At 74.0% G+C, this 22,115-nt stretch carries 5 protein-coding genes; 4 read left to right on the forward strand and 1 reads right to left on the reverse strand.

Translation table 11 applies throughout. From position 1 onward, the window contains the following. The first annotated feature begins 11 nt into the window (after window positions 1-11). Both ACFT41_RS17125 and ACFT41_RS17130 read left to right on the forward strand, forming a co-directional pair. On the forward strand, window positions 12-1,634 hold the full coding sequence (locus ACFT41_RS17125; protein WP_377589308.1) for a bifunctional 3-(3-hydroxy-phenyl)propionate/3-hydroxycinnamic acid hydroxylase: 1,623 nt from the start codon (window positions 12-14) through the stop codon (window positions 1,632-1,634). 23 nt (window positions 1,635-1,657) lie between these two features. Next, window positions 1,658-2,545, forward strand: a complete 888-nt coding sequence (locus ACFT41_RS17130; RefSeq protein WP_377589309.1) for an SAM-dependent methyltransferase — start codon at window positions 1,658-1,660, stop codon at window positions 2,543-2,545. 54 nt (window positions 2,546-2,599) lie between these two features. On the opposite strand, the gene ACFT41_RS17135 is transcribed toward ACFT41_RS17130, so the two are convergent. Continuing rightward, window positions 2,600-3,358: a thioesterase II family protein gene (locus tag ACFT41_RS17135; RefSeq protein ID WP_377589310.1), complete on the reverse strand. Its 759-nt coding sequence runs from the start codon at window positions 3,356-3,358 to the stop codon at window positions 2,600-2,602. Between the two features lie 286 nt (window positions 3,359-3,644). Between ACFT41_RS17135 and ACFT41_RS17140 the strand changes: the two genes are divergently transcribed. Both ACFT41_RS17140 and ACFT41_RS17145 read left to right on the forward strand, forming a co-directional pair. Continuing rightward, the gene (locus ACFT41_RS17140) at window positions 3,645-9,149 is read left to right on the forward strand and encodes an SDR family NAD(P)-dependent oxidoreductase (RefSeq protein ID WP_377613909.1); all 5,505 of its coding nucleotides are present in this window, start codon (window positions 3,645-3,647) and stop codon (window positions 9,147-9,149) included. Window positions 9,150-9,195: 46 nt separating this feature from the next. Further along, window positions 9,196-22,115: type I polyketide synthase (locus tag ACFT41_RS17145; RefSeq protein ID WP_377613910.1), on the forward strand; the 12,920-nt coding region annotated here is incomplete at its 3' end.

Genomic DNA, 22,115 nt, shown 5'->3' on the forward strand with positions numbered 1-22,115 from the left:
GAGGGACGGCGATGACCGACGTACTGATCGTGGGCTACGGCCCGGTGGGCCAGGTGGCGGCGATCCTGCTCGCCCAGCGCGGCTGCACCGTGCAGGTGGTGGAGAAGTGGACCACCCCGTACAGCATGCCCCGCGCCGTGTCCTACGACGGCGAGGCCAGCCGCATCCTCGCCGCCTGCGACCTCGGCGACACCCTCGACCCGGTGTGCGAGCTGTCCGGCGAATACACCTGGAAGAACGGCTTCGGCCGCACCCTGCTGCACGTCAAGGTCGCCGAGGACGGCCCGACGGGCTGGCCCGACTCGATCTCCTTCTACCAGCCCGGCCTGGAGGCCGCCTTCGCCGAGCGCGGCGCGGCCCTGCCCGGCGTGCGGGTGCTGCGCGGCGTCGAGGTGACCGACCTCGCCGACCACGGCGACCGGGTAGAGGTGAGCGCCGTCGACACCGACGGGACGCCCCGTACCTTCACCGCCGACTGGGTGCTCGGCTGCGACGGCGCGAACAGTTTCGTCCGCCGCTGGCTCGGCGCGACCGTCACCGACCTGGGGTTCGGTTACGACTGGCTGGTCTGCGACGTCGTGCTCCACGAGCCCGTCGAGTTCAAGCCCAACAACCTCCAGATCTGCGACCCGGCCCGCCCCCGCACCGCCGTCTCCGCCGGCCCCGACCACCGGCGCTGGGAGTTCATGCGGGTGCCGGGGGAGACCCTGGAGGAGTTCCAGAGCGAGGCCAGCGTGTGGCGGCTGCTCGGCCTGTTCGACATCACCCCCGACACGGCCCGCCTCGACCGGTACGGGGTCTACACCACCCAGGCCTGCTACGCCGACACGTGGCGCTCCGGCCGGGTGTTCCTCGCCGGGGACGCCGCGCACGTCATGCCGCCCTTCCTCGGCCAGGGCATGAGCTCCGGCTTCCGCGACGTGATCAACCTGGCCTGGAAGCTGGACCTGGTGCGCCGGGGGATCGCCGACGCCACCCTGCTCGACACGTACGAGGTGGAACGCAAGGCGCACGTGCAGCACGCGATCCGGATGTCCATCGACTCCGGCAAGGTGATCTGCGAGACCGACCCGAAGCAGGCCGCCGGCCGGGACTCGGTGATGCTCGCCGCGCTGCGCCGCCGTACCCAGGCCAAACACGCCCGGTCGCTGCGCGAGGCCATCGTCGACGGGGTGCTGCACCGGGGCCCCGACGGTGCCCCGGCCCCGCGCGCCGGTGACCCCGTACCCCAGGGGCGGGTGGCCGCCGGCGGGCGGACCGGGCGCTTCGACGACGTCGTCGGCGGCGGCTTCGTGCTGATCACCCGAGCCGACCCGGGAGCCCTCGATCCGACCGCCGCCCTCGACGCCGACGCCACCGCGTTCCTCGACGCCCTCGGCGTCCGCCGGGTCACCGTCCGCCCCGCCGACGCCGACGCCGACGCTCCCGCGGCGGCCACGGACGTCGACGCGGCCCCCACCGACGTGGTCGACCTCGACGGCGTCCACCTCACGTACCTGGCCGGCGCGGACGCCGACGCCGTGCTGGTCCGGCCCGACTTCTACGTCTTCGGCGTCGCCGCCGGCGCGGCCGGCCTGGCCGCCCTGGTGGACGACCTGCGCCAGCAGGTCTCCGCCCGGGTGCCGCAACCCTGACCAACCCTGCGCAAGGAGCTGACATGCTGGAGAATCTCCGCACCCTCGGCCGGGTGATCCGCACCCTGGCCACGAAGGACCCGGTGACCCGGGTCCGCCGTTTCTACGAGATCCAGTCCCCGGGCGTGGAGTTCGCCGCGCGCACCACCCGCTACATGAACGTCGGCTACTGGGAGGACGGCGTCACCAGCCTCGACGTGGCCGGCGAGGCGCTGGCCGCGAAGCTCGCCGACGCCGCCGGCTTCAAGCCCGACGACACCGTCCTCGACGTCGGCTTCGGCTACGGCGACCAGGACTTCGCCTGGCTGCGCGACCGCCGCGTCGCCAAGGTGCACGGCATCAACGTCACCCCCCGGCACGTCGAGCACGCCCAGCGGCGCGCCCGCGGCGAGGGCCTGGCTGAACAGGCCGAGTTCCAGCTCGGCAACGCCCTCGCGCTGCCCTTCGCCGACGACACCTTCGACCGGGTCGTCGCCCTGGAGTCGGCGTTCCACTTCTATCCGCGCAGCGCCTTCTTCGCCGAGGCGTTCCGGGTGCTCAAGCCCGGCGGCACCCTCGCCACCGCCGACATCATCCCGCTGAGCAACGACACCGCCCGCATGTCGATCAACTCGGGCCCGCTGAGCTTCATCAAGTTCAGCATCCCCGACGAGAACTGGCACGACCGCGCCGGCTACGCCGAGCAGCTCGCCGCCGCCGGCTTCGTCAACCCCGACGTGCAGTCCATCCAGGACCGCACCTGGGAGGGCTGGCGGCGGTTCCAGGCCGGCCGCCCGTCCGACCCGGCGTTCCAGGCCGAGGCCGACCGCAGCGCCGTCAAGGGCATGGCCAACCACTGGCGCGACGAGACGCTCATCAAGAAGGAACTGGCGCTGCTCGACTACGTCATCGCCGTCGCCCACAAGCCGTGACCCGACGCGGCCCCCGTCGGTGTCCGGCGGGGGCCGCGCCACAAACGGTTGCGGTCAGGCCACCGGCGTACGGGCCAGGGCCGCCGAGATCGTACGCAGGATCGCCGGCTGGTGCTGCGCCAGGAAGAAGTGCCCACCCGGGAAGACCTGAAGGTCGAACGCGCCGGTGGTGTGCCGCTCCCACGCCCGGGCCTCGTCGACCGTCGTCTTCGGGTCGGCGTCGCCGGTGAACACCGTCACCGGGCAGCCCAGCTTCGGCCCCGGCGTGTACTCGTACGTCTCCGCCGCCCGGTAGTCGTTGCGGATCGCCGGCAGCGCCGCCCGCAGCATCTCCGGGTCGCCGAGCACCGCCGAGTTCGTGCCGCTGAGCTTGCGCACGTCGGCGAGCAGCCCCTCGTCGTCGAGCAGGTGCACCGTCTCGTGCCGGGGGCACGACGGGGCCCGCCGCCCGGACGGGAACAGGTGCGCGGCCGGCGCGCCCGTCTCCGCCTCGATCAGCCGCGCCACCTCGAAGCCCAGGCTCGCGCCCATGCTGTGCCCGAAGATCCCCAGCGGCTGGTCCAGCCACGGCCGCAGCACCCCGAACACCTGCCGGGCCAGCTCCGGCAGGTTGTCCACGCACGGCTCCTGGCGGCGGTCCTGCCGCCCCGGGTACTGGATGGCGAGCACGTCCACGGCCGGCGACAGCGCCCGCGACACCGGGAAGTAGAAGCTCGCGGACCCACCGGCGTGCGGCAGGCAGACCAGCCGCCGCGCCCCGGCCGGCGCCGGGTGGAACCGGCGGACCCACAGGCCGTTGTCTGAGTCGGTCATGTGTAAACGCGGTCCTTCCAGCGGTGGTGCCGGGATCAGCCGGCACCGGTGCGATCAAGCGGACGCTAATCGGATCCACCGGGGGCGGCCACCCCTAGCGGACCGCCGCGCGGGTTAGGGGTTGTCGCAGGTCATCGCGACGCCATAGCTTTCCCCGGCAGAGGGGACCCGGGGGCTGCCGGCCGCATTGTGCAAAGGACGTAGAACCGATCTGGCCTGAGGAATTCGCGCATTCGTTCCGTCGCCTACGTCAGGTCTCCGCCGGCCACCGTGATGGGTCAGGTTGATGGACACCGAAGAGAAGCTCCGGGAGTATCTGAAGAGGGTCACCACCGACCTGCGGCGGACCCGGCAACGCCTCCGCGACGTCGAGGACGCCGCCGGGCAGCCGATCGCCATCGTCGGGATGGCGTGCCGCTTCCCCGGGGGGATCACCTCGCCCGACGCGCTGTGGGACCTCGTCGCCGCGTCCGGCGACGCCGTCGGCCCGTTCCCCACCGACCGGGGCTGGGACCTCACCGACCTGTACGACCCGACCCGGGAACGCCCCGGCACCTCCTGTGTCGCCGAGGGCGGCTTCGTCCACGACGCCGGTGACTTCGACCCCCGGTTCTTCGGCATCTCCCCCCGGGAGGCCCTCGCCATGGACCCGCAGCAGCGGCTGCTGCTGGAGGTGTCCTGGGAGGCGTTCGAGTCCGCCGGGGTCGACCCGACCGGGCTGCGCGGCGGCCGGGTCGGCGTGTTCGCCGGCCTCACCCACGGCGACTACGCCGCCGGGGCGGCCGACGTGCCCGACGGCGTCGTCGACTACCTCGGCCTCGGCAACGCCGGCAGCATCAGCTCCGGCCGGGTGGCGTACGCCCTCGGGTTCGAGGGCCCGGCCGTCACCGTCGACACCGCCTGCTCGTCGTCGCTGGTCGCGCTGCACCTGGCGGCGCAGTCGCTCCGCTCGGGCGAATCCGACCTGGCGCTGGCCGGCGGCGTCACTGTGCTGCCCACCCCCGCCGTCTTCGTCGACTTCACCCGGCAGGGCAACCTGTCCAGGGCGGCCCGGTGCAGGGCGTTCGCCGACGGCGCCGACGGCACCGCCCTCGCCGAGGGCATCGGCGTCCTCCTCGTGGAACGCCTGAGCGACGCCCGCCGGCTCGGCCACCGCGTCCTCGCCGTGGTACGCGGCAGTGCGGTGAATCAGGACGGCGCGTCGAACGGGTTGACGGCGCCGAACGGTCCGGCGCAGCAGCGGGTGATCCGGCAGGCGCTCGCGTCGGCCCGGTTGTCCCCGGTGGACGTGGACGTGGTGGAGGCGCACGGCACCGGCACCACCCTGGGTGACCCGATCGAGGCGCAGGCGCTCCTCGCCACGTACGGCCAGGATCGGGGGGACGCCGCCCCGCTGCTGCTCGGCTCGGTCAAGTCGAACTTCGGCCATCCCCAGGCGGCGGCGGGTGTCGCCGGTGTGATCAAGATGGTGCAGGCGATGCGGCACGGTGTGGTTCCCGCGACCCTGCACGTGGATGCGCCGTCCGCCAAGGTGGACTGGTCTTCGGGCGCGATCGCCCTGGTGACCGAGCCGACGCCGTGGCCGGCGGTGGACCGGCCGCGTCGGGCGGCGGTGTCGTCGTTCGGGATCTCCGGCACGAACGCGCACGTCATCGTGGAGCAGGCGGAGCCGGTCGAGGTCGACTCGTCCGGGCCCGTCGACCTGCCGGTGGTGCCGTGGCTGGTGTCGGCCCGCTCGGCGGAGGCTCTCGCGGGGCAGGCGGCGCGGCTGGCTGGGCATGTCCGCGAGCACCCCGGCCTGCCGCCGGCCGATCTGGGCTGGTCCCTGGCCACCTCCCGGGCCGCCCTCGAACACCGGGCGGTCGTCCTCGGGACCGACCGCGGCACCCTCCTCTGCGGCCTGGACGCGCTCGCGGCCGGCGGGGTGGCTCCCGGCCCGGTGACGGGTGAGGTCACCTCGGGTCGGCGGGCGTTCCTGTTCACCGGTCAGGGTGCGCAGCGCCCGGCGATGGGTCGGGAGCTGTACGACGGGTTCCCGGTGTACGCGGACGCCTTCGATCGGGTGTGTGCGTTGTTCGCCGGTCGGCTCGACCATTCGTTGCGGGAGGTGGTGTTCGCCGAGGCGGGCAGCGACCTGTCGGCGCTGTTGGATCAGACGGCGTACACGCAGGCGGGCCTGTTCGCGCTGGAGGTTGCCCTGCACGAGCTGCTCGCCTCCTTCGGGGTGACCGGCGACTACCTCGTCGGGCACTCGATCGGTGAGGTGACCGCCGCGCACGTCGCGGGCGTGCTGTCCCTGGCGGACGCGTGCGCGCTGGTGGCGGCGCGCGGTTCGCTGATGCAGGCGCTGCCGGCCGGCGGCGGCATGCTCGCTGTCGGCGCGGCAGAGGACGAGGTACGCGAGCTGGCCGGTGGCGGCGTGGACGTGGCGGCGGTGAACGGTCCGCAGTCCGTCGTGCTGGCCGGCCCGGTGGCCGACCTCGATCGCATCGCCCAGGAGTGTGTGGGGCGGGGTTGGCGGGCGAAGCGCCTGCCGGTGAGCCACGCGTTTCACTCCCGGCTCATGGAGCCGATGCTCGCCGAGTTCCGCACTGTCCTCGATAGCCTCGACTGGCAGGCCCCGAAGCTGCCGATCGTGTCGAACGTGACCGGGCGGGTGGCCGACGCGGCGGAGATCACCAGCCCCGACCACTGGGTGCGGCATGTGCGGGAGGCGGTGCGGTTCGCCGACTCTATCGCCACGCTGCACGGGTCGGGTGTCACCACGTTCCTGGAGGTGGGTCCGGACGCGACGTTGACGGCGATGGCCGCCGACACCCCGGCCGACCGTCCGGTGCAGCTGGTGGCGGCACTGCGCCGGGACCAACCCGACGCGACCGCCCTGGTGACCGCGCTGGCCCGGTTGCACGTCACGGGCACACCCGTGGACTGGGCGGTCTGGTTCACCCACACCGGCGGGAGTCTCCGCACCGTCGACCTGCCGACCTACGCCTTCCAGCGCCAGCGCTACTGGCTCGACGCCGGCCCGGCCGGGGCCGACGCCTCCGGCCTCGGCGTCCGCAACGCCGAGCACCCGCTGCTCACCGCCGAACTCGTCTCCGCCGCCGACGACACCCGCCTGTACGGCGGCCGGCTGTCGGTGCGGACCCAGCCCTGGCTCGCCGACCACGTCGTGTGGGGCTCCGTCGTCGTACCGGGCACGGCGCTCGTGGAGCTGGCCCTGCACGCCGGGGCGCAGGCCGCCTGCGACACCCTGGAGGAGCTGACTCTCGCCGCCCCGCTCGTCCTGCCCGAGCAGGGCGCCCGGGCGGTGCAGCTCAGCCTCGCCGCCCCCGACGAACACGGCCGCCGCCGGGTCGCCATCCACTCCCGGCCCGCCGACGACCCGCGCGGCGACTGGACCCGGCACGCCGACGGCGTCCTCGCCCCCGGCGGCGACGCGCCGGAGGCGCTCACCGAGTGGCCGCCCGCCGACGCCACCGCCGTGCCCGTCGAGCCGATCTACGCCCAGCTCCACCGCCTCGGCGTCGACCACGGGCCGGCCTTCCGGGGGCTGCGCGCCGCGTGGCGTACCCCCGATGCCGTGCTCGCGGAGGTCGCGCTGCCCGACGGCGTCGCCACCGGCGGGTTCGGCCTGCACCCCGCGCTGCTGGACGCGGCGCTGCACGTCGTCGGCCTCACCGACGCCGCCGACGCCGACGACGAGACCGCCGGGGCCCGACTCCCGTTCGCCTGGTCGGGCGTCGCGCTCGCCGCCGTCGGCGCGACCCACCTTCGGGTACGCGTCACCCGCGCCGGCCCGGCCGTGTCCCTCGCCCTCGCCGACGGCACCGGCGCACCTGTCGCCCGGGTCGGCTCGCTCGTCTCCCGGCCCGTCGGCGTCGACCAGCTCGGCCCGGCCGGCCCGGCCGACCTGCCCCTGTTCGACCTGCGCTGGACCGCGCTGCCCCTGCCGCCCCGGCCGGTGACCGGCATCGTCGCGCTCGACGCCACCGGGCCCGGCGGGCGCCCCGACGCCGGCCGCCTCGACCCCCGGTACGTGCTGCTGCCCGCCGGCGACACCCCGCCCGGCGACCCCCTCGACGCGACCCGCACCCGGCTCGCCGACACCCTCGCCGCCGTCCGGGACTGGCTGGCCGCCGACCGGTACGCCGACCGCCGTCTCGTCGTGCTCACCCGCGGCGCGGTCGCCGCCGACGGCACCGGCGACGTGACCGACCTGCCCGGCGCCGCCGTCTGGGGCCTGGTCCGCTCCGCGCAACTGGAACACCCCGGCCGGTTCGTGCTGGTCGACCTCGACCCCGAACCCGACCTCGACGGCGACGGTGACGCCGACCTGCTCGGCCGGGCCCTGGCCAGCGACGAACCCCAGCTCGCGCTCCGCGCCGGCCGGCTCCTCGTGCCCCGGCTCGCCCCCGCCGAACCGGACCCGACGGGTGCCGTCGACCTCCTCCCCGACGGCACCGTGCTCGTCACCGGGGCCACCGGCACCCTCGGTGGTCTCCTCGCCCGACACCTCGTCACCGCCCACAAGGTCCGGCACCTGCTCCTCGCCGGCCGGCGCGGCGGCGACGCCCCCGGCGCCGCCGACCTCCTCGCCGACCTGGCCCGCCTCGGCGCGCACGCCCGCTTCGTCGCCTGCGACGTGGCCGACCGTGACCAGGTCGCCGCGCTGCTCGCCGCGGTCGCGCCCGAACACCCCCTCACCGGCGTCGTGCACGCCGCCGGCATCCTCGACGACGCGACCGTCACCGCGCTGACCCCCGAGCGGATCGCCGCCGTGCTGCGCCCCAAGGCCGACGCCGCCTGGCACCTGCACGACCTCACCCGGCACCTGGACCTGCCGATGTTCGTGCTCTTCTCCTCCATCGCCGGCCCCCTCGGCGGCCCCGGGCAGGGCAACTACGCGGCGGCCAACGCGTTCCTCGACGGCCTCGCCCAGCACCGCCGCGCCGCCGGCCTCGCCGCCACCTCCCTGGCCTGGGGACTGTGGGAGGCCGGCAGCGGCATGACCCGCGACCTGGGCGCCGCCCGCCGGGATCGGATGGCCCGCCAGGGCATCGCCCCCCTCGGCACCGGGCAGGCGCTGGACCTCTTCGACGCCAGCCGGCGCAGCCGGCAGCCGCTGCTGCTGCCCGTCCGCCTCGACCTCGCCGCGTTGCGTGCCCTCACCAGCGTCGACCACCTGCCCGCGCCGCTGCGCGGCCTGGCCGGCGTCCGCGCGCGGCGCAGCGCCGCCGGGACCGCCGCCCCGGCCGGCGGGCTCCGCGACCGGATCGCCGCCGCCAGCGACGCCGACCGCCGGCGGCTCGTCGAGGAACTGGTCACCGGCCAGGTCGCCGAGGTCCTCGGGTACGCCACGGCCGCCGCCGTCGGCCCCGGGCAGTCCTTCACCGAGCTGGGCTTCGACTCGCTGACCGCCGTGGACCTGCGCAACCGGCTCACCGCCAGCACCGGCCTGACGCTGCCGGCCACCCTCGTCTTCGACCACCCCACCCCCGAGACGCTCACCGGGCACCTGATGGCGCAGCTCGGCCCCGGCCGGTCCGCCCCCACCCTCCTCGACGAGCTGGACCGGCTGGAGGCGGCGTTCGCCGCGACCCCCGCCGACACCCTCGCCGAACTGGCCGCCGACGAGGAGACCCGCGCCGCCGTCACCGCCCGGCTGCGGGCGCTGCTCACCCGCTGGGACGGCGACGCCGGGGACACCGCCGGCGTCGCCCAGGTGATCGACGACGCCAGCGACGACGAACTCTTCGACTTCATCGACAGCACGTTCGGTCGCTCCTGACCGTCGTACCGCCCCGCTTGCCGACCAACGCGACAGGTGAATCCCGATGGCGAACGAAGCCAAGCTCCGTGAGTACCTCAAGCGCGTCACCGCCGACCTCGCCGAGACCAGCGAACGCCTGAAGGCCGTCGACGCCAAGAACCACGAGCCCATCGCCATCGTCGGGATGAGCTGCCGCTACCCGGGCGGGGTCCGCTCCCCGGAGCAGCTGTGGGAACTCGTCGCCACCGCCAGCGACGGCGTCACCGGCTTCCCCACCGACCGGGGCTGGGACACCGACGCCGCGTACGACCCGACGGGGCAGCGGCGCGGCAGCACCTATGCCCGGGAGGGCGGCTTCCTGCACGACGCCGGTGACTTCGACCCGGAGCTGTTCAAGGTCTCGCCGTACGAGGCCCTCGCCATGGACCCGCAGCAGCGGCTCATGCTGGAGGCGTCCTGGGAGGCGATCGAGGACGCCCGGATCGACCCGCTGTCACTGCGCGGCAGCCGCGTCGGCGTGTTCGCCGGCATGATGTACCACAACTACGCCGCCGGGCTGGCCGAGGTGCCCGAGGCACTGGACGGTTTCATCGGCGGCGGCACCGCCAGCAGCGTGCTCTCCGGCCGGGTCGCCTACACGTTCGGCTTCGAAGGGCCTGCGCTCACCGTCGACACCGCCTGCTCGTCGTCGTTGGTCGCGCTGCACCTCGCGGTGCAGTCGCTGCGCTCCGGCGAGTGCACCCTCGCGCTGGCCGGCGGCGTCACCGTGATGACCACCCTGGAGACGTTCATCGACTTCAGCCGGCAGCGCGGCCTCGCCCCCGACGGTCGGTGCAAGTCGTTCGCCGAGGGCGCCGACGGCACCGGCTGGTCCGAGGGCGTCGGCATGCTCCTCGTGGAACGCCTGAGCGACGCCCGCCGGCTCAGCCACCGCGTCCTGGCGGTGGTGCGGGGTAGTGCGGTGAATCAGGATGGTGCGTCGAATGGGTTGACGGCGCCGAATGGTCCGGCGCAGCAGCGGGTGATTCGGCAGGCGCTTGCGTCGGCGGGGTTGTCGCCGGTGGATGTGGATGTGGTGGAGGCGCACGGTACGGGCACGGTGTTGGGTGATCCGATCGAGGCGCAGGCGCTGTTGGCTACCTACGGTCAGGGTCGCGTCGGCGGGGAGCCGTTGCTGTTGGGGGCGGTGAAGTCGAATCTGGGGCATACGCAGGCGGCGGCGGGTGTCGCCGGGATCATCAAGATGGTGCTGGCGATGCGGCATGGTGTGGTGCCGGCGACGTTGCATGTGGATGTGGCGTCGTCGAAGGTGGACTGGTCGTCGGGCGCGGTGGAGTTGGTGACGCAGGCGCGGGAGTGGCCGGTGGTGGGTCGTCCGCGTCGGGCGGCGGTGTCGTCGTTCGGGATTTCGGGGACGAACGCGCATGTGATCGTGGAGCAGGCGGAGCCGGTCGGGTTCGAGGCGGCCGAGCCGGTGGAGTTGCCGGTGGTGCCGTGGTTGGTGTCGGCGCGTTCGGTGGAGGCGCTTGCGGGGCAGGCGGGTCGGCTGGCTGAGTTCGTCGGTGAGCATCTGGATCTGTCGCCGGTCGATGTGGGTTGGTCGCTGGCGACCTCGCGGGCCGCATTGGAGCATCGGGCGGTCGTGCTCGCCCCGGACCGGGACGGGCTGTTCGCCGGCCTCGACGCGGTCGCCGCCGGCACGGCTGCCCCGGGCCTGGTGGTGGGTGAGGTGTCGTCGGGTCGTCGGGCGTTGTTGTTCACGGGTCAGGGTGCGCAGCGGGCGGGGATGGGCCGGGAGTTGTATGACCGGTTCCCGGTGTATGCGGAGGCGTTCGATCGGGTGTGTGCCCAGTTCGCCGGCCGGTTGAATCGTCCGTTGTGGGAGGTGGTGTTCGCGTCGCCGGGTTCTGATCTGGCGGTGTTGTTGGGTCAGACGGTGTTCACTCAGGCGGGCCTGTTCGCGGTGGAGGTGGCTCTGCACGAGCTGTTGTCGTCGTGGGGTGTGCGGGCGGACTACCTCGTCGGTCATTCGATCGGTGAGGTGACGGCGGCGCATGTGGCGGGTGTGTTGTCGCTGGAGGACGCGTGTGTGTTGGTGGCGGCGCGGGGCCGGCTGATGCAGGCGTTGCCGTCCGGTGGCGGGATGTTGGCGGTGGGTGCGGCCGAGGATGAGGTGCGTGGGCTGGTCGGCGGTGGGGTGGATGTGGCGGCGGTGAACGGGCCGCAGTCCGTCGTGCTGTCGGGGCCGGTGGCCGAGTTGGACGAGATCGCCGAGCGGTGCGCGGGAAAGGGTTGGCGGGCGAAGCGGTTGGCGGTGAGTCACGCGTTCCATTCGCGGTTGATGGAGCCGATGCTTGCGGAGTTCCGGGCAGTGCTCGAGGGCTTGGACTGGCGGGCCCCGAAGTTGCCGATCGTGTCGAATCTGACCGGGCGGGTGGCGGAGGCGGGCGAGATCACCGACCCTGACTATTGGGTGCGGCATGTGCGGGAGGCGGTGCGGTTCGCCGACTCCATCGCCACCCTTCACGGGCTGGGTGTGTCGACGTTCCTGGAGGTGGGGCCGGATGCGACGTTGACGGCGATGGCCGCCGACACTCCGGCTGGCCGTCCGGTGCAGTTGGTGGCGGCGCTGCGCCGGGACCAGCCGGAAACGACGAGCGTGGTTGCCGCCCTGGCTCGGTGGTACGTGACCGGTGCCCCGGTGGACTGGGCGGTGTGGTTCACCCACACCGGCCGGCGGCCCCGCACCGTCGACCTGCCCACCTACGCCTTCCGCCACCAGCGCTACTGGCTCGACGCCCGCCCCCGGTCGCACGGCCCCAACCTCGCCGGTCCCGCCGAGTCGCCCCTCGACTCGTGGCGGTACCGCGTCACCTGGCAACCGCTGGCCGACCACCCCCGGCGGGAGACCGACGACCTCCTGCTCGTTGTGCCCGACGACGGGGCGGCAGAGCAGTGGGCGGAGGCGCTAGCCGCGCCCGGCGTACGGGTGCTGCGGGTCGCCGCCCGACGCGACCGGGTCGGCCTCGCCAGCGACCTCGCCGACGCGTACGCCGACGGCCAGGGGCGACCCGGCGTCATCCTGTCGCTGCTCGGCCTCGCCCCCGGCGCGCACCCCGACGCCGCCTCCGTGCCCGCCGGCCTGGCCCACACCGTCGCCCTCGCCCAGGCCCTCGGCGACACCGCGCTCCCCGTCCGCCTCTGGATCGCCACCCGGGGCGCGGTCACCGTCGACCCCCGTGACCAGCCCGTCGACTGCGACCAGGCGGTCCTGTGGGGCTTCGGCGGCGTGCTGCGCGCCGAGCACCCCCAGCGTTGGGGCGGACTCGTCGACCTGCCCGCGACCGCCGACGCGCGCGCCGTACGCCAGGTGCGCCGGCTGCTCGGCGGCGAGCGCGCGGAGGACCAGCTCGCGGTGCGGGCCACCGGCGCGTACGCCCGGCGGCTGACCCGCGCCCGCCGGCCCGCCGCACCCGGACGCGCCTGGACCCCGCGCGGCACCACCCTCGTCACCGGCGGGACCGGCGCGCTCGGCGGGCACGTCGCCCGCGCCCTCGCGGCGGCCGGAGCCGACCACCTGATGCTGGTCAGTCGCCGCGGCCCCGACGCCCCCGGCGTCGCCGCCCTCGCCGGGGAACTGACCGCCCTCGGCACCCGCGTCACCGTCGCGGCCTGCGACGCCGCCGACCGGGACGCCCTGCGCGACCTGCTCGCGGCGATCCCCGCCGAGCTGCCGCTCACCGCCGTCGTGCACACGGCCGCGGCGCTCGACGACACCGTGGTCGACGCCCTCACCACGGACCGGATGGCGACCGCCCTGCGCGCCAAGGTCGACGCGGCCCGCCACCTCGACGAGCTGACCCGCGACCGCGAGTTGTCCGCGTTCGTGCTGTTCTCCTCTCTCGCCGGCACCATGGGCGGACCCGGGCAGGCCAACTATGCCCCCGGCAACGCCTGGCTCGACGCCCTCGCCCAGCGTCGCCGCGCCGAGGGGCTGCCCGCCACCTCCATCGCCTGGGGGCTGTGGGCCGACGGCGGCGTCAGCGCCGGTGACTTCGAACGCCGGATGGCCCGCAACGGCTTCGGGGCCATGGACCCCGCCCCGGCCGTCCGCGCGCTCACCGGGGCGCTCGAGGACGACGAGACCTTCCTCGTCGTCGCCGACGTCGACTGGGACCGGGTGGCGGCCAACGCCGCCGGCCGCCGCCCCGACCCGCTGATCCGGGACCTGCTGACCGCGCCGCAGGTCGCCGCCGCCGCCGACCGGGCCGCCGGGGGCGGCGCTCTGCGGCACCGCCTCGCCGGGCTCACCGACGCCGAGCAGCTCGACGCCCTCCGCGACCTGGTGCGCGCCGAGGTGGCGGCGGTGCTCGGCCACGGCAGCGCCGACCAGGTGCCGGCCGAACGCGCGTTCCGGGACCTCGGCTTCACCTCGCTGACCGCCGTCGAGCTGCGCAACCGGCTCGACGCCGCCACCGGGCTCACCCTGCCCGCCACGCTCGCCTTCGACCACCCCAACCCCACCGCCCTGGCGGCCCACGTCCGCACGGAACTGCTGGGCGGGCACGCCCCCTCCGCGACGACCCCGACGGTACGCCCCGTCGACGACGACCCGATCGTCATCGTCGGCATGGGCTGTCGCTTCCCCGCCGGGGCGGGCTCGCCGGAGGAGTTCTGGCGGCTGCTCGCCGACGGCGTCGACGCCATGTCGGACTTCCCGGCCGACCGGCACTGGGACCTGGCCGCGCTGCACCACCCCGACCCCGAGCACCCCGGGGCGTCGTACGTGACGCAGGGGGCGTTCCTCGCCGACGCGGGGGCGTTCGACGCCGAGTTCTTCGGCATCTCCCCCCGGGAGGCGGTCGCCATGGACCCGCAGCAGCGGCTGCTGCTGGAGGTGTCCTGGGCGGCTATCGAGGACGCCCGGATCGACCCCCTCACGCTGCGCGGCGGTCGCGTCGGCGTCTTCGCCGGCACCAACGGGCAGGACTTCGACAACCTCATCCGCAACGGCGGCGAAAGCCTCGCCGGCTACGGTGCCACCGGGGCCTCCGCCAGCGTCCTGTCGGGGCGGGTGTCGTACTCGTTCGGGTTCGAGGGCCCGGCGGTCACCGTGGACACGGCGTGCTCGTCGTCGCTGGTGGCGCTGCACCTGGCGGCGCAGTCGCTGCGCTCGGGCGAGTGTGACCTGGCCCTGGCCGGCGGTGTGACGGTGATGGCCACCCCCGGCGCGTTCGTCGAGTTCGCGAAGCAGGGTGGCCTGTCCGCCGACGGGCGGTGCCGGTCGTTCGCGGAGTCGGCGGACGGCACGGGTTGGGGTGAGGGTGTCGGGGTGCTGCTGGTGCAGCGCCTGTCGGACGCCCGGCGGGACGGCTGTCGGGTCCTGGCGGTGGTGCGGGGTAGTGCGGTGAATCAGGATGGTGCGTCGAATGGGTTGACGGCGCCGAATGGTCCGGCGCAGCAGCGGGTGATTCGGCAGGCGCTTGCGTCGGCGGGGTTGTCGCCGGTGGATGTGGATGTGGTGGAGGCGCACGGTACGGGCACGATGTTGGGTGATCCGATCGAGGCGCAGGCGCTGCTCGCCACCTACGGCCAGGACCGCGACGGCGCGCCGCTGCTGCTCGGCTCGATCAAGTCGAATCTGGGGCACACGCAGGCGGCGGCGGGTGTCGCCGGGGTGATCAAACTGATCCTCGCCCTGCGGCATGGTGTGGTGCCGGCGACGTTGCATGTGGATGTGGCGTCGTCGAAGGTGGACTGGTCGTCGGGCGCGGTGGAGTTGGTGACGCAGGCGCGGGAGTGGCCGGTGGTGGGTCGTCCGCGTCGGGCGGCGGTGTCGTCGTTCGGGATTTCGGGGACGAACGCGCATGTGATCGTGGAGCAGGTGGAGCCGGTCGGGTTCGAGGCGGCCGAGCCGGTGGAGTTGCCGGTGGTGCCGTGGTTGGTGTCGGCGCGGTCGGTGGAGGCGCTTGCGGGGCAGGCGGTGCGGTTGGCCGGGCATGTGCAGGAGCACCCGGATCTGCTCCCGGTCGACGTGGGTTGGTCGCTGGCGACTTCGCGGGCGGCCCTGGAGTACCGGGCGGTCGTGCTGGGGGCGATGGATGCCGACCTGGTGGCCGGCCTGACGGCGCTGGCCGACGGGACCGCCGCGCCCGGGGTGATGACCGGCCAGGTGTCGTCGGGTCGTCGGGCGTTGTTGTTCACGGGTCAGGGTGCGCAGCGGGCGGGGATGGGCCGGGAGTTGTATGACCGGTTCCCGGTGTATGCGGAGGCGTTCGATCGGGTGTGTGCCCAGTTCGCCGGCCGGTTGGGTCGTCCGTTGTGGGAGGTGGTGTTCGCCGAGGCGGGCAGCGATCTGGCGGTCCTGTTGGGTCAGACGGTGTTCACTCAGGCGGGCCTGTTCGCGGTGGAGGTGGCGTTGCACGAGTTGCTGGCCTCGTTCGGGGTGGCGGCCGACTATCTGGTGGGTCATTCGATCGGTGAGGTGACGGCGGCGCATGTGGCGGGTGTGTTGTCGCTGGAGGACGCGTGTGTGTTGGTGGCGGCGCGGGGCCGGCTGATGCAGGCGTTGCCGTCCGGTGGCGGGATGTTGGCGGTGGGTGCGGCCGAGGATGAGGTGCGTGGGCTGGTCGGCGGTGGGGTGGATGTGGCGGCGGTGAACGGGCCGCAGTCCGTCGTGCTGTCGGGGCCGGTGGCCGAGTTGGACGAGATCGCCGAGCGGTGCGCGGGAAAGGGTTGGCGGGCGAAGCGGTTGGCGGTGAGTCACGCGTTCCATTCGCGGTTGATGGAGCCGATGCTCGCCGAATTCCGGGCAGTGCTCGAGGGCTTGGAGTGGCGGGCCCCGAGGCTGCCGATCGTGTCGAATCTGACCGGGCGGGTGGCGGAGGCGGGCGAGATCACCGACCCTGACTACTGGGTGCGGCATGTGCGGGAGGCGGTGCGGTTCGCCGACTCCATCGCCACCCTTCACGAGCTGGGTGTGTCGACGTTCCTGGAGGTGGGGCCGGATGCGACGTTGACGGCGATGGCCGCCGACACTCCGGCTGGCCGTCCGGTGCACCTGGTGGCGGCGCTGCGCCGGGACCAGCCGGAAACGACGAGCGTGGTTGCCGCCCTGGCTCGGTGGTACGTGACCGGTGCCCCGGTGGACTGGGCGGTGTGGTTCACCCACACCGGCCGGCGGCCCCGCACCGTCGACCTGCCCACCTACGCCTTCCACCGCAGGTGGTACTGGCCCGAGCCCGCATCGGCCGGCGACGGCACCTCCCGAACGAGCGGCGACATCGACGAGCGGTTCTGGGCGGCGGTGGAACGGGGGGACCTCACCGGGCTGGGCGAGGAGTGGGAGGCCGATCAGCCGCTGCGTGACCTGCTGCCGAAGCTCGCCCGCTGGCGGCGGGCCGGCCAGCAGCGTTCCACCGTCGACTCCTGGCGCTACCGCGTCGAGTGGCGACCCGCTCCGGCCGTACCGGCGGAAGGGTTGACCGGGACGTGGCTGGTCCTGGTGCCCCCGGCGGAGGCCGGCCACCCCCTCGCCGAGGGCCTTGCCGCGCACGGCGCGGAGGTCCTGACGGTCAGCCTCGACCCGGCGGGGACGAGCCGTGACGACGCGGCCGAGCGGCTGCGGGCCGCGCTGCCCCGGCCGGGCGACATCGCCGGGGTCCTGTCGTTGCTGTCGCTGCCCGGGGGAGCGGGCGTCGCCGAGGCCCTTGCCGTGGTGCAGGCGCTGGCCGACTGCGGTGTGGGCGGCCGGGTGTGGTGGGTGACCCGGGGTGGGGTGTCGGTGGGCGGGTCGGATGTTCTGGTGGACCCGGTTGCTGCTGCCGTGTGGGGTTTGGGTCGGGTGGCGGCGTTGGAGGTGTCGGGCTGGTGGGGTGGTCTGGTGGATCTGCCGGTGGTGGTGGATGCCCGTGCGGTGGGGTGGGTGTGTCAGGTGCTTGCGGCGGGGGTCGAGGATCAGGTGGCGGTGCGGTCGTCGGGGGTGTTTGTCCGGCGGTTGGCGCGGGCTGGTGGTGATCTGGTGCGGCGGGAGTTCCGGCTGTCGGGGACGGTGTTGGTGACCGGTGGTACGGGGGCGTTGGGGTCGTGGGTTGCGGGGTGGGCGGTCGGGGTGGGTGCTGGGCATGTGGTGTTGGTGAGCCGGCGTGGTGAGCGGGCTGCGGGTGCGGTGGAGTTGGCGGAGCGGCTGCGGGCCTCTGGTGCGCGGGTGACCGTGGCAGCCTGCGACGTGGCGGACCGGGCGGCGCTGGCCGCGCTGCTCGACGGACTCGCCGGGGCCGGCGACCCGGTCCGCGCCGTCGTGCACGCCGCCGGAGCGCCCCAGTTCACCCCGCTGGCCGACGTCACGCCGGACGAGCTGCGCGAGGTGCTGCGTGCGAAGGTGGACGGTGCGGTGCACCTCGACGCGTTGTTGCCGGGGCTGGACGCGTTCGTGGTGTTCTCGTCCATCGCCGGGGTGTGGGGCTCGGCCGGTCAGGCCGGCTACGCGGCGGCCAACGCCTTCGTGGACGCCCTCGTCGCGCGCCGACGTGCCCGTGGAGCCACCGGCACGGCCGTGGCGTGGGGGCCGTGGGCCGGCAGCGGCATGGCCGTCCAGGGCGAGGCACAGGAGCAACTGGCCCGCCGGGGTCTGCCGGCGTTGGACCCGGAGCTGGCCGTCGTCGCGTTGCAGGCGGCCCTCGACCGGGACGACGCGACGGTGGTCGTCGCCGACGTCACCTGGGACCGGTTCGCCGCCTCCTTCACCGCCCTGCGGCCCAGCCCTCTGCTGGACGAGATCCCCGAGGCGCGGTCCGCGTCGCCCGACACCGCCGCCGACGCGGGGGAGGCGCAGGCGCAGCTCGGCCGTCGGCTCGCCGCCCTGTCGCCCGCCGAACGGGACGCACGCCTGCTCGACCTCGTACGCGCCCAGGTGGCCGTGGTGCTCGGGCACGCGACGCCGGACGCCGTACCCGCCGACCGGGCGTTCCAGCGCCAGGGCTTCGACTCGCTGACCGCCGTGGAGCTGCGCAACCGGCTCACCGCCGACACCGGCCTCGCCCTGCCCAGCACCCTCGTCTTCGACCACCCGACGCCGCTGGCGCTGGCCGCCCACCTCGCCGCCGAGCTGACCGGCACGCCGGCCGGGACGGTGGAGCGGGAGCGGGTCGCGGCCGTCGACGACGACCCGATCGTGATCGTCGGCATGGCCTGCCGCCTGCCCGGCGGCGTCGACACCGCCGACCAGTTGTGGGACATGCTCGCCGCCGGACGCGACGGCATCTCCGACTTCCCCCTCGACCGGGGCTGGGACAGCTTCCTCGACGGCCGGCTGTCCGACACGTCGTTCCCCCGCCAGGGCGGCTTCGTCTACGACGCGGGGGCGTTCGACGCCGAGTTCTTCGGCATCTCCCCCCGGGAGGCGGTCGCCATGGACCCGCAGCAGCGGCTGCTGCTGGAGGTGTCCTGGGAGGCCGTCGAGTCGGCCGGGCTGGACCCGTCCCGCCTGAAGGGGGAACGGGTCGGCGTCTTCGCGGGCGCCAGCTTCCAGGGGTACGCGTCCACGGCCATGGGCCGGGACCAGGAGGTCGGCGGTCACCTGCTCACCGGCAACGCGACCAGCGTCCTGTCGGGGCGGGTGTCGTACTCGTTCGGGTTCGAGGGGCCGGCCGTCACCGTGGACACGGCGTGCTCGTCGTCGCTGGTGGCGCTTCACCTGGCGGCGCAGTCGCTGCGCTCGGGCGAGTGTGACCTGGCCCTGGCCGGCGGCGTGACCGTCATGGCGTCACCGGCGACCTTCGTCGAGTTCGCGAAGCAGGGCGGCCTGTCCGCCGACGGGCGGTGCCGGTCGTTCGCGGAGTCGGCGGACGGCACGGGTTGGGGTGAGGGTGTCGGGGTGCTGCTGGTGCAGCGCCTGTCGGACGCCCGGCGGGACGGCTGTCGGGTCCTGGCGGTGGTGCGGGGTAGTGCGGTGAATCAGGATGGTGCGTCGAATGGGTTGACGGCGCCGAATGGTCCGGCGCAGCAGCGGGTGATTCGGCAGGCGCTCGCGTCGGCGCGGCTGTCGCCGGTGGATGTGGATGTGGTGGAGGCGCACGGTACGGGCACGATGTTGGGTGATCCGATCGAGGCGCAGGCGCTGCTGGCCACCTACGGCCAGGACCGCGACGGCGCGCCGCTGCTGCTCGGTTCGATCAAGTCGAATCTGGGGCATACGCAGGCGGCGGCGGGTGTCGCCGGGGTGATCAAACTGATCCTCGCCCTGCGGCATGGTGTGGTGCCGGCGACGTTGCATGTGGATGCGCCGTCGTCGAAGGTGGACTGGTCCTCCGGTGCGGTGGTGCTGGTGACGGAGTCGACGCCGTGGCCGGCGGTTGACCGTCCGCGTCGGGCGGCGGTGTCGTCGTTCGGGATTTCGGGGACGAACGCGCATGTGATCGTGGAGCAGGCGGAGCCGGTGGAGATTGGGCCGTCCGAGCCGGTGGAGTTGCCGGTGGTGCCGTGGTTGGTGTCGGCGCGGTCGGTGGAGGCGCTTGCGGGGCAGGCGGGTCGGCTGGCTGAGTTCGTCGGTGAGCATCTGGATCTGTCGCCGGTCGATGTGGGTTGGTCGCTGGCGACCTCGCGGGCGGCCCTGGAGCACCGGGCGGTGGTGCTGGGTGCGGCCCGTGACGACCTGGTCGAGGGACTGACCGCGCTGGCCCGTGGCGTGGAGACCCCGGGCCTGGTGGTGGGTGAGGTGTCGTCGGGTCGTCGGGCGTTGTTGTTCACGGGTCAGGGTGCGCAGCGGGCGGGGATGGGCCGGGAGTTGTATGACCGGTTCCCGGTGTATGCGGAGGCGTTCGATCGGGTGTGTGCGTTGTTCGAGGGCCGGTTGGGTCGTCCGTTGTGGGAGGTGGTGTTCGCCGAGGCGGGCTCCGATCTGGCGGTGTTGTTGGGTCAGACGGTGTTCACGCAGGCGGGCCTGTTCGCGGTGGAGGTGGCTCTGCACGAGTTGCTGGCCTCGTTCGGGGTGGCGGCCGACTATCTGGTGGGGCATTCGATCGGTGAGGTGACGGCGGCGCATGTGGCGGGTGTGTTGTCGCTGGAGGACGCGTGTGTGTTGGTGGCGGCGCGGGGCCGGCTGATGCAGGCGCTCCCCGGTGGCGGCGGGATGTTGGCGGTGGGTGCGGCCGAGGATGAGGTGCGTGGGCTGGTCGGCGGTGGGGTGGATGTGGCGGCGGTGAACGGGCCGCAGTCCGTCGTGCTGTCGGGGCCGGTGGCCGAGTTGGACGAGATCGCCGAGCGGTGCGCGGGAAAGGGTTGGCGGGCGAAGCGGTTGGCGGTGAGTCACGCGTTCCATTCGCGGTTGATGGAGCCGATGCTCGCGGAGTTCCGGGCAGTGCTCGAGGGCTTGGAGTGGCGGGCCCCGAGGCTGCCGATCGTGTCGAATCTGACCGGGCGGGTGGCGGAGGCGGGCGAGATCACCGACCCTGACTACTGGGTGCGGCATGTGCGGGAGGCGGTGCGGTTCGCCGACTCCATCGCCACCCTTCACGGGCTGGGTGTGTCGACGTTCCTGGAGGTGGGGCCGGATGCGACGTTGACGGCGATGGCCGCCGACACTCCGGCTGGCCGTCCGGTGCAGTTGGTGGCGGCGCTGCGCCGGGACCAGCCGGAAACGACGAGCGTGGTTGCCGCCCTGGCTCGGTGGTACGTGACCGGTGCCCCGGTGGACTGGGCGGTGTGGTTCACCCACACCGGCCGGCGGCCCCGCACCGTCGACCTGCCCACCTACGCCTTCCACCACCAGCGCTACTGGTTGCACGACGCGCCGCCGGCCGTCGCCGCGTCCACCGCCGGGATCTCGGCGACCGACGAGCGGTTCTGGGCGGCGGTGGAACGGGGGGACCTCACCGGGCTGGGCGAGGAGTGGGAGGCCGATCAGCCGCTGCGTGACCTGCTGCCGAAGCTCGCCCGCTGGCGGCGGGCTGGCCAGCAGCGTTCCACCGTCGACTCCTGGCGCTACCGCGTCGAGTGGCAGGCCGTACCCGACGCGCCGGGGGAGCTGACCGGGACGTGGCTGGTGCTGGTGCCGTACGACGGGATCGATGCCGCGGTGCTCGCGACCGTGACGGACGGGCTCACCTCGGCCGGGGCGAAGGTCCGGACGCTGACGCTCGACGGTCCGGCGGACGACCGCGAGTTGGTGGCGAAGCCCCTCCGCGACGTCGGCGGGGTCGCCGGTGTGGTGTCGTTGCTGTCGCTGGCCGGTGTCGGCGTGGGTGAGGCCCTTGCCGTGGTGCAGGCGCTGGCCGACTGCGGTGTGGGCGGCCGGGTGTGGTGGGTGACCCGGGGTGGGGTGTCGGTGGGCGGGTCGGATGCGCTGGTGGACCCGGTTGCTGCTGCCGTGTGGGGTTTGGGTCGGGTGGCGGCGTTGGAGGTGTCGGGCTGGTGGGGTGGTCTGGTGGATCTGCCGGTGGTGGTGGATGCCCGTGCGGTGGGGTGGGTGTGTCAGGTGCTTGCGGCGGGGGTCGAGGATCAGGTGGCGGTGCGGTCGTCGGGGGTGTTTGCTCGGCGGTTGGCGCGGGCTGGTGGTGATCTGGTGCGGCGGGAGTTCCGGCTGTCGGGGACGGTGTTGGTGACCGGTGGTACGGGGGCGTTGGGGTCGTGGGTTGCGGGGTGGGCGGTCGGGGTGGGTGCTGGGCATGTGGTGTTGGTGAGCCGGCGTGGTGAGCGGGCTGCGGGTGCGGTGGAGTTGGCGGAGCGGCTGCGGGCCTCTGGTGCGCGGGTGACCGTGGCAGCCTGCGACGTGGCGGACCGGGCGGCGCTGGCCGCGCTGCTCGACGGACTCGCCGGGGCCGGCGACCCGGTCCGCGCCGTCGTGCACGCGGCGGGCGCGGCACACTCCACCCCGCTGGCCGACCTGACCGCCGACGAGCTGCGCGAGGTGCTGCGTGCGAAGGTGGACGGTGCGGTGCACCTCGACGCGTTGTTGCCGGGGCTGGACGCGTTCGTGGTGTTCTCGTC

Origin of the sequence: Micromonospora sp. NPDC057141, from assembly GCF_042670805.1 — a bacterium.
Lineage (GTDB): Bacteria > Actinomycetota > Actinomycetes > Mycobacteriales > Micromonosporaceae > Micromonospora.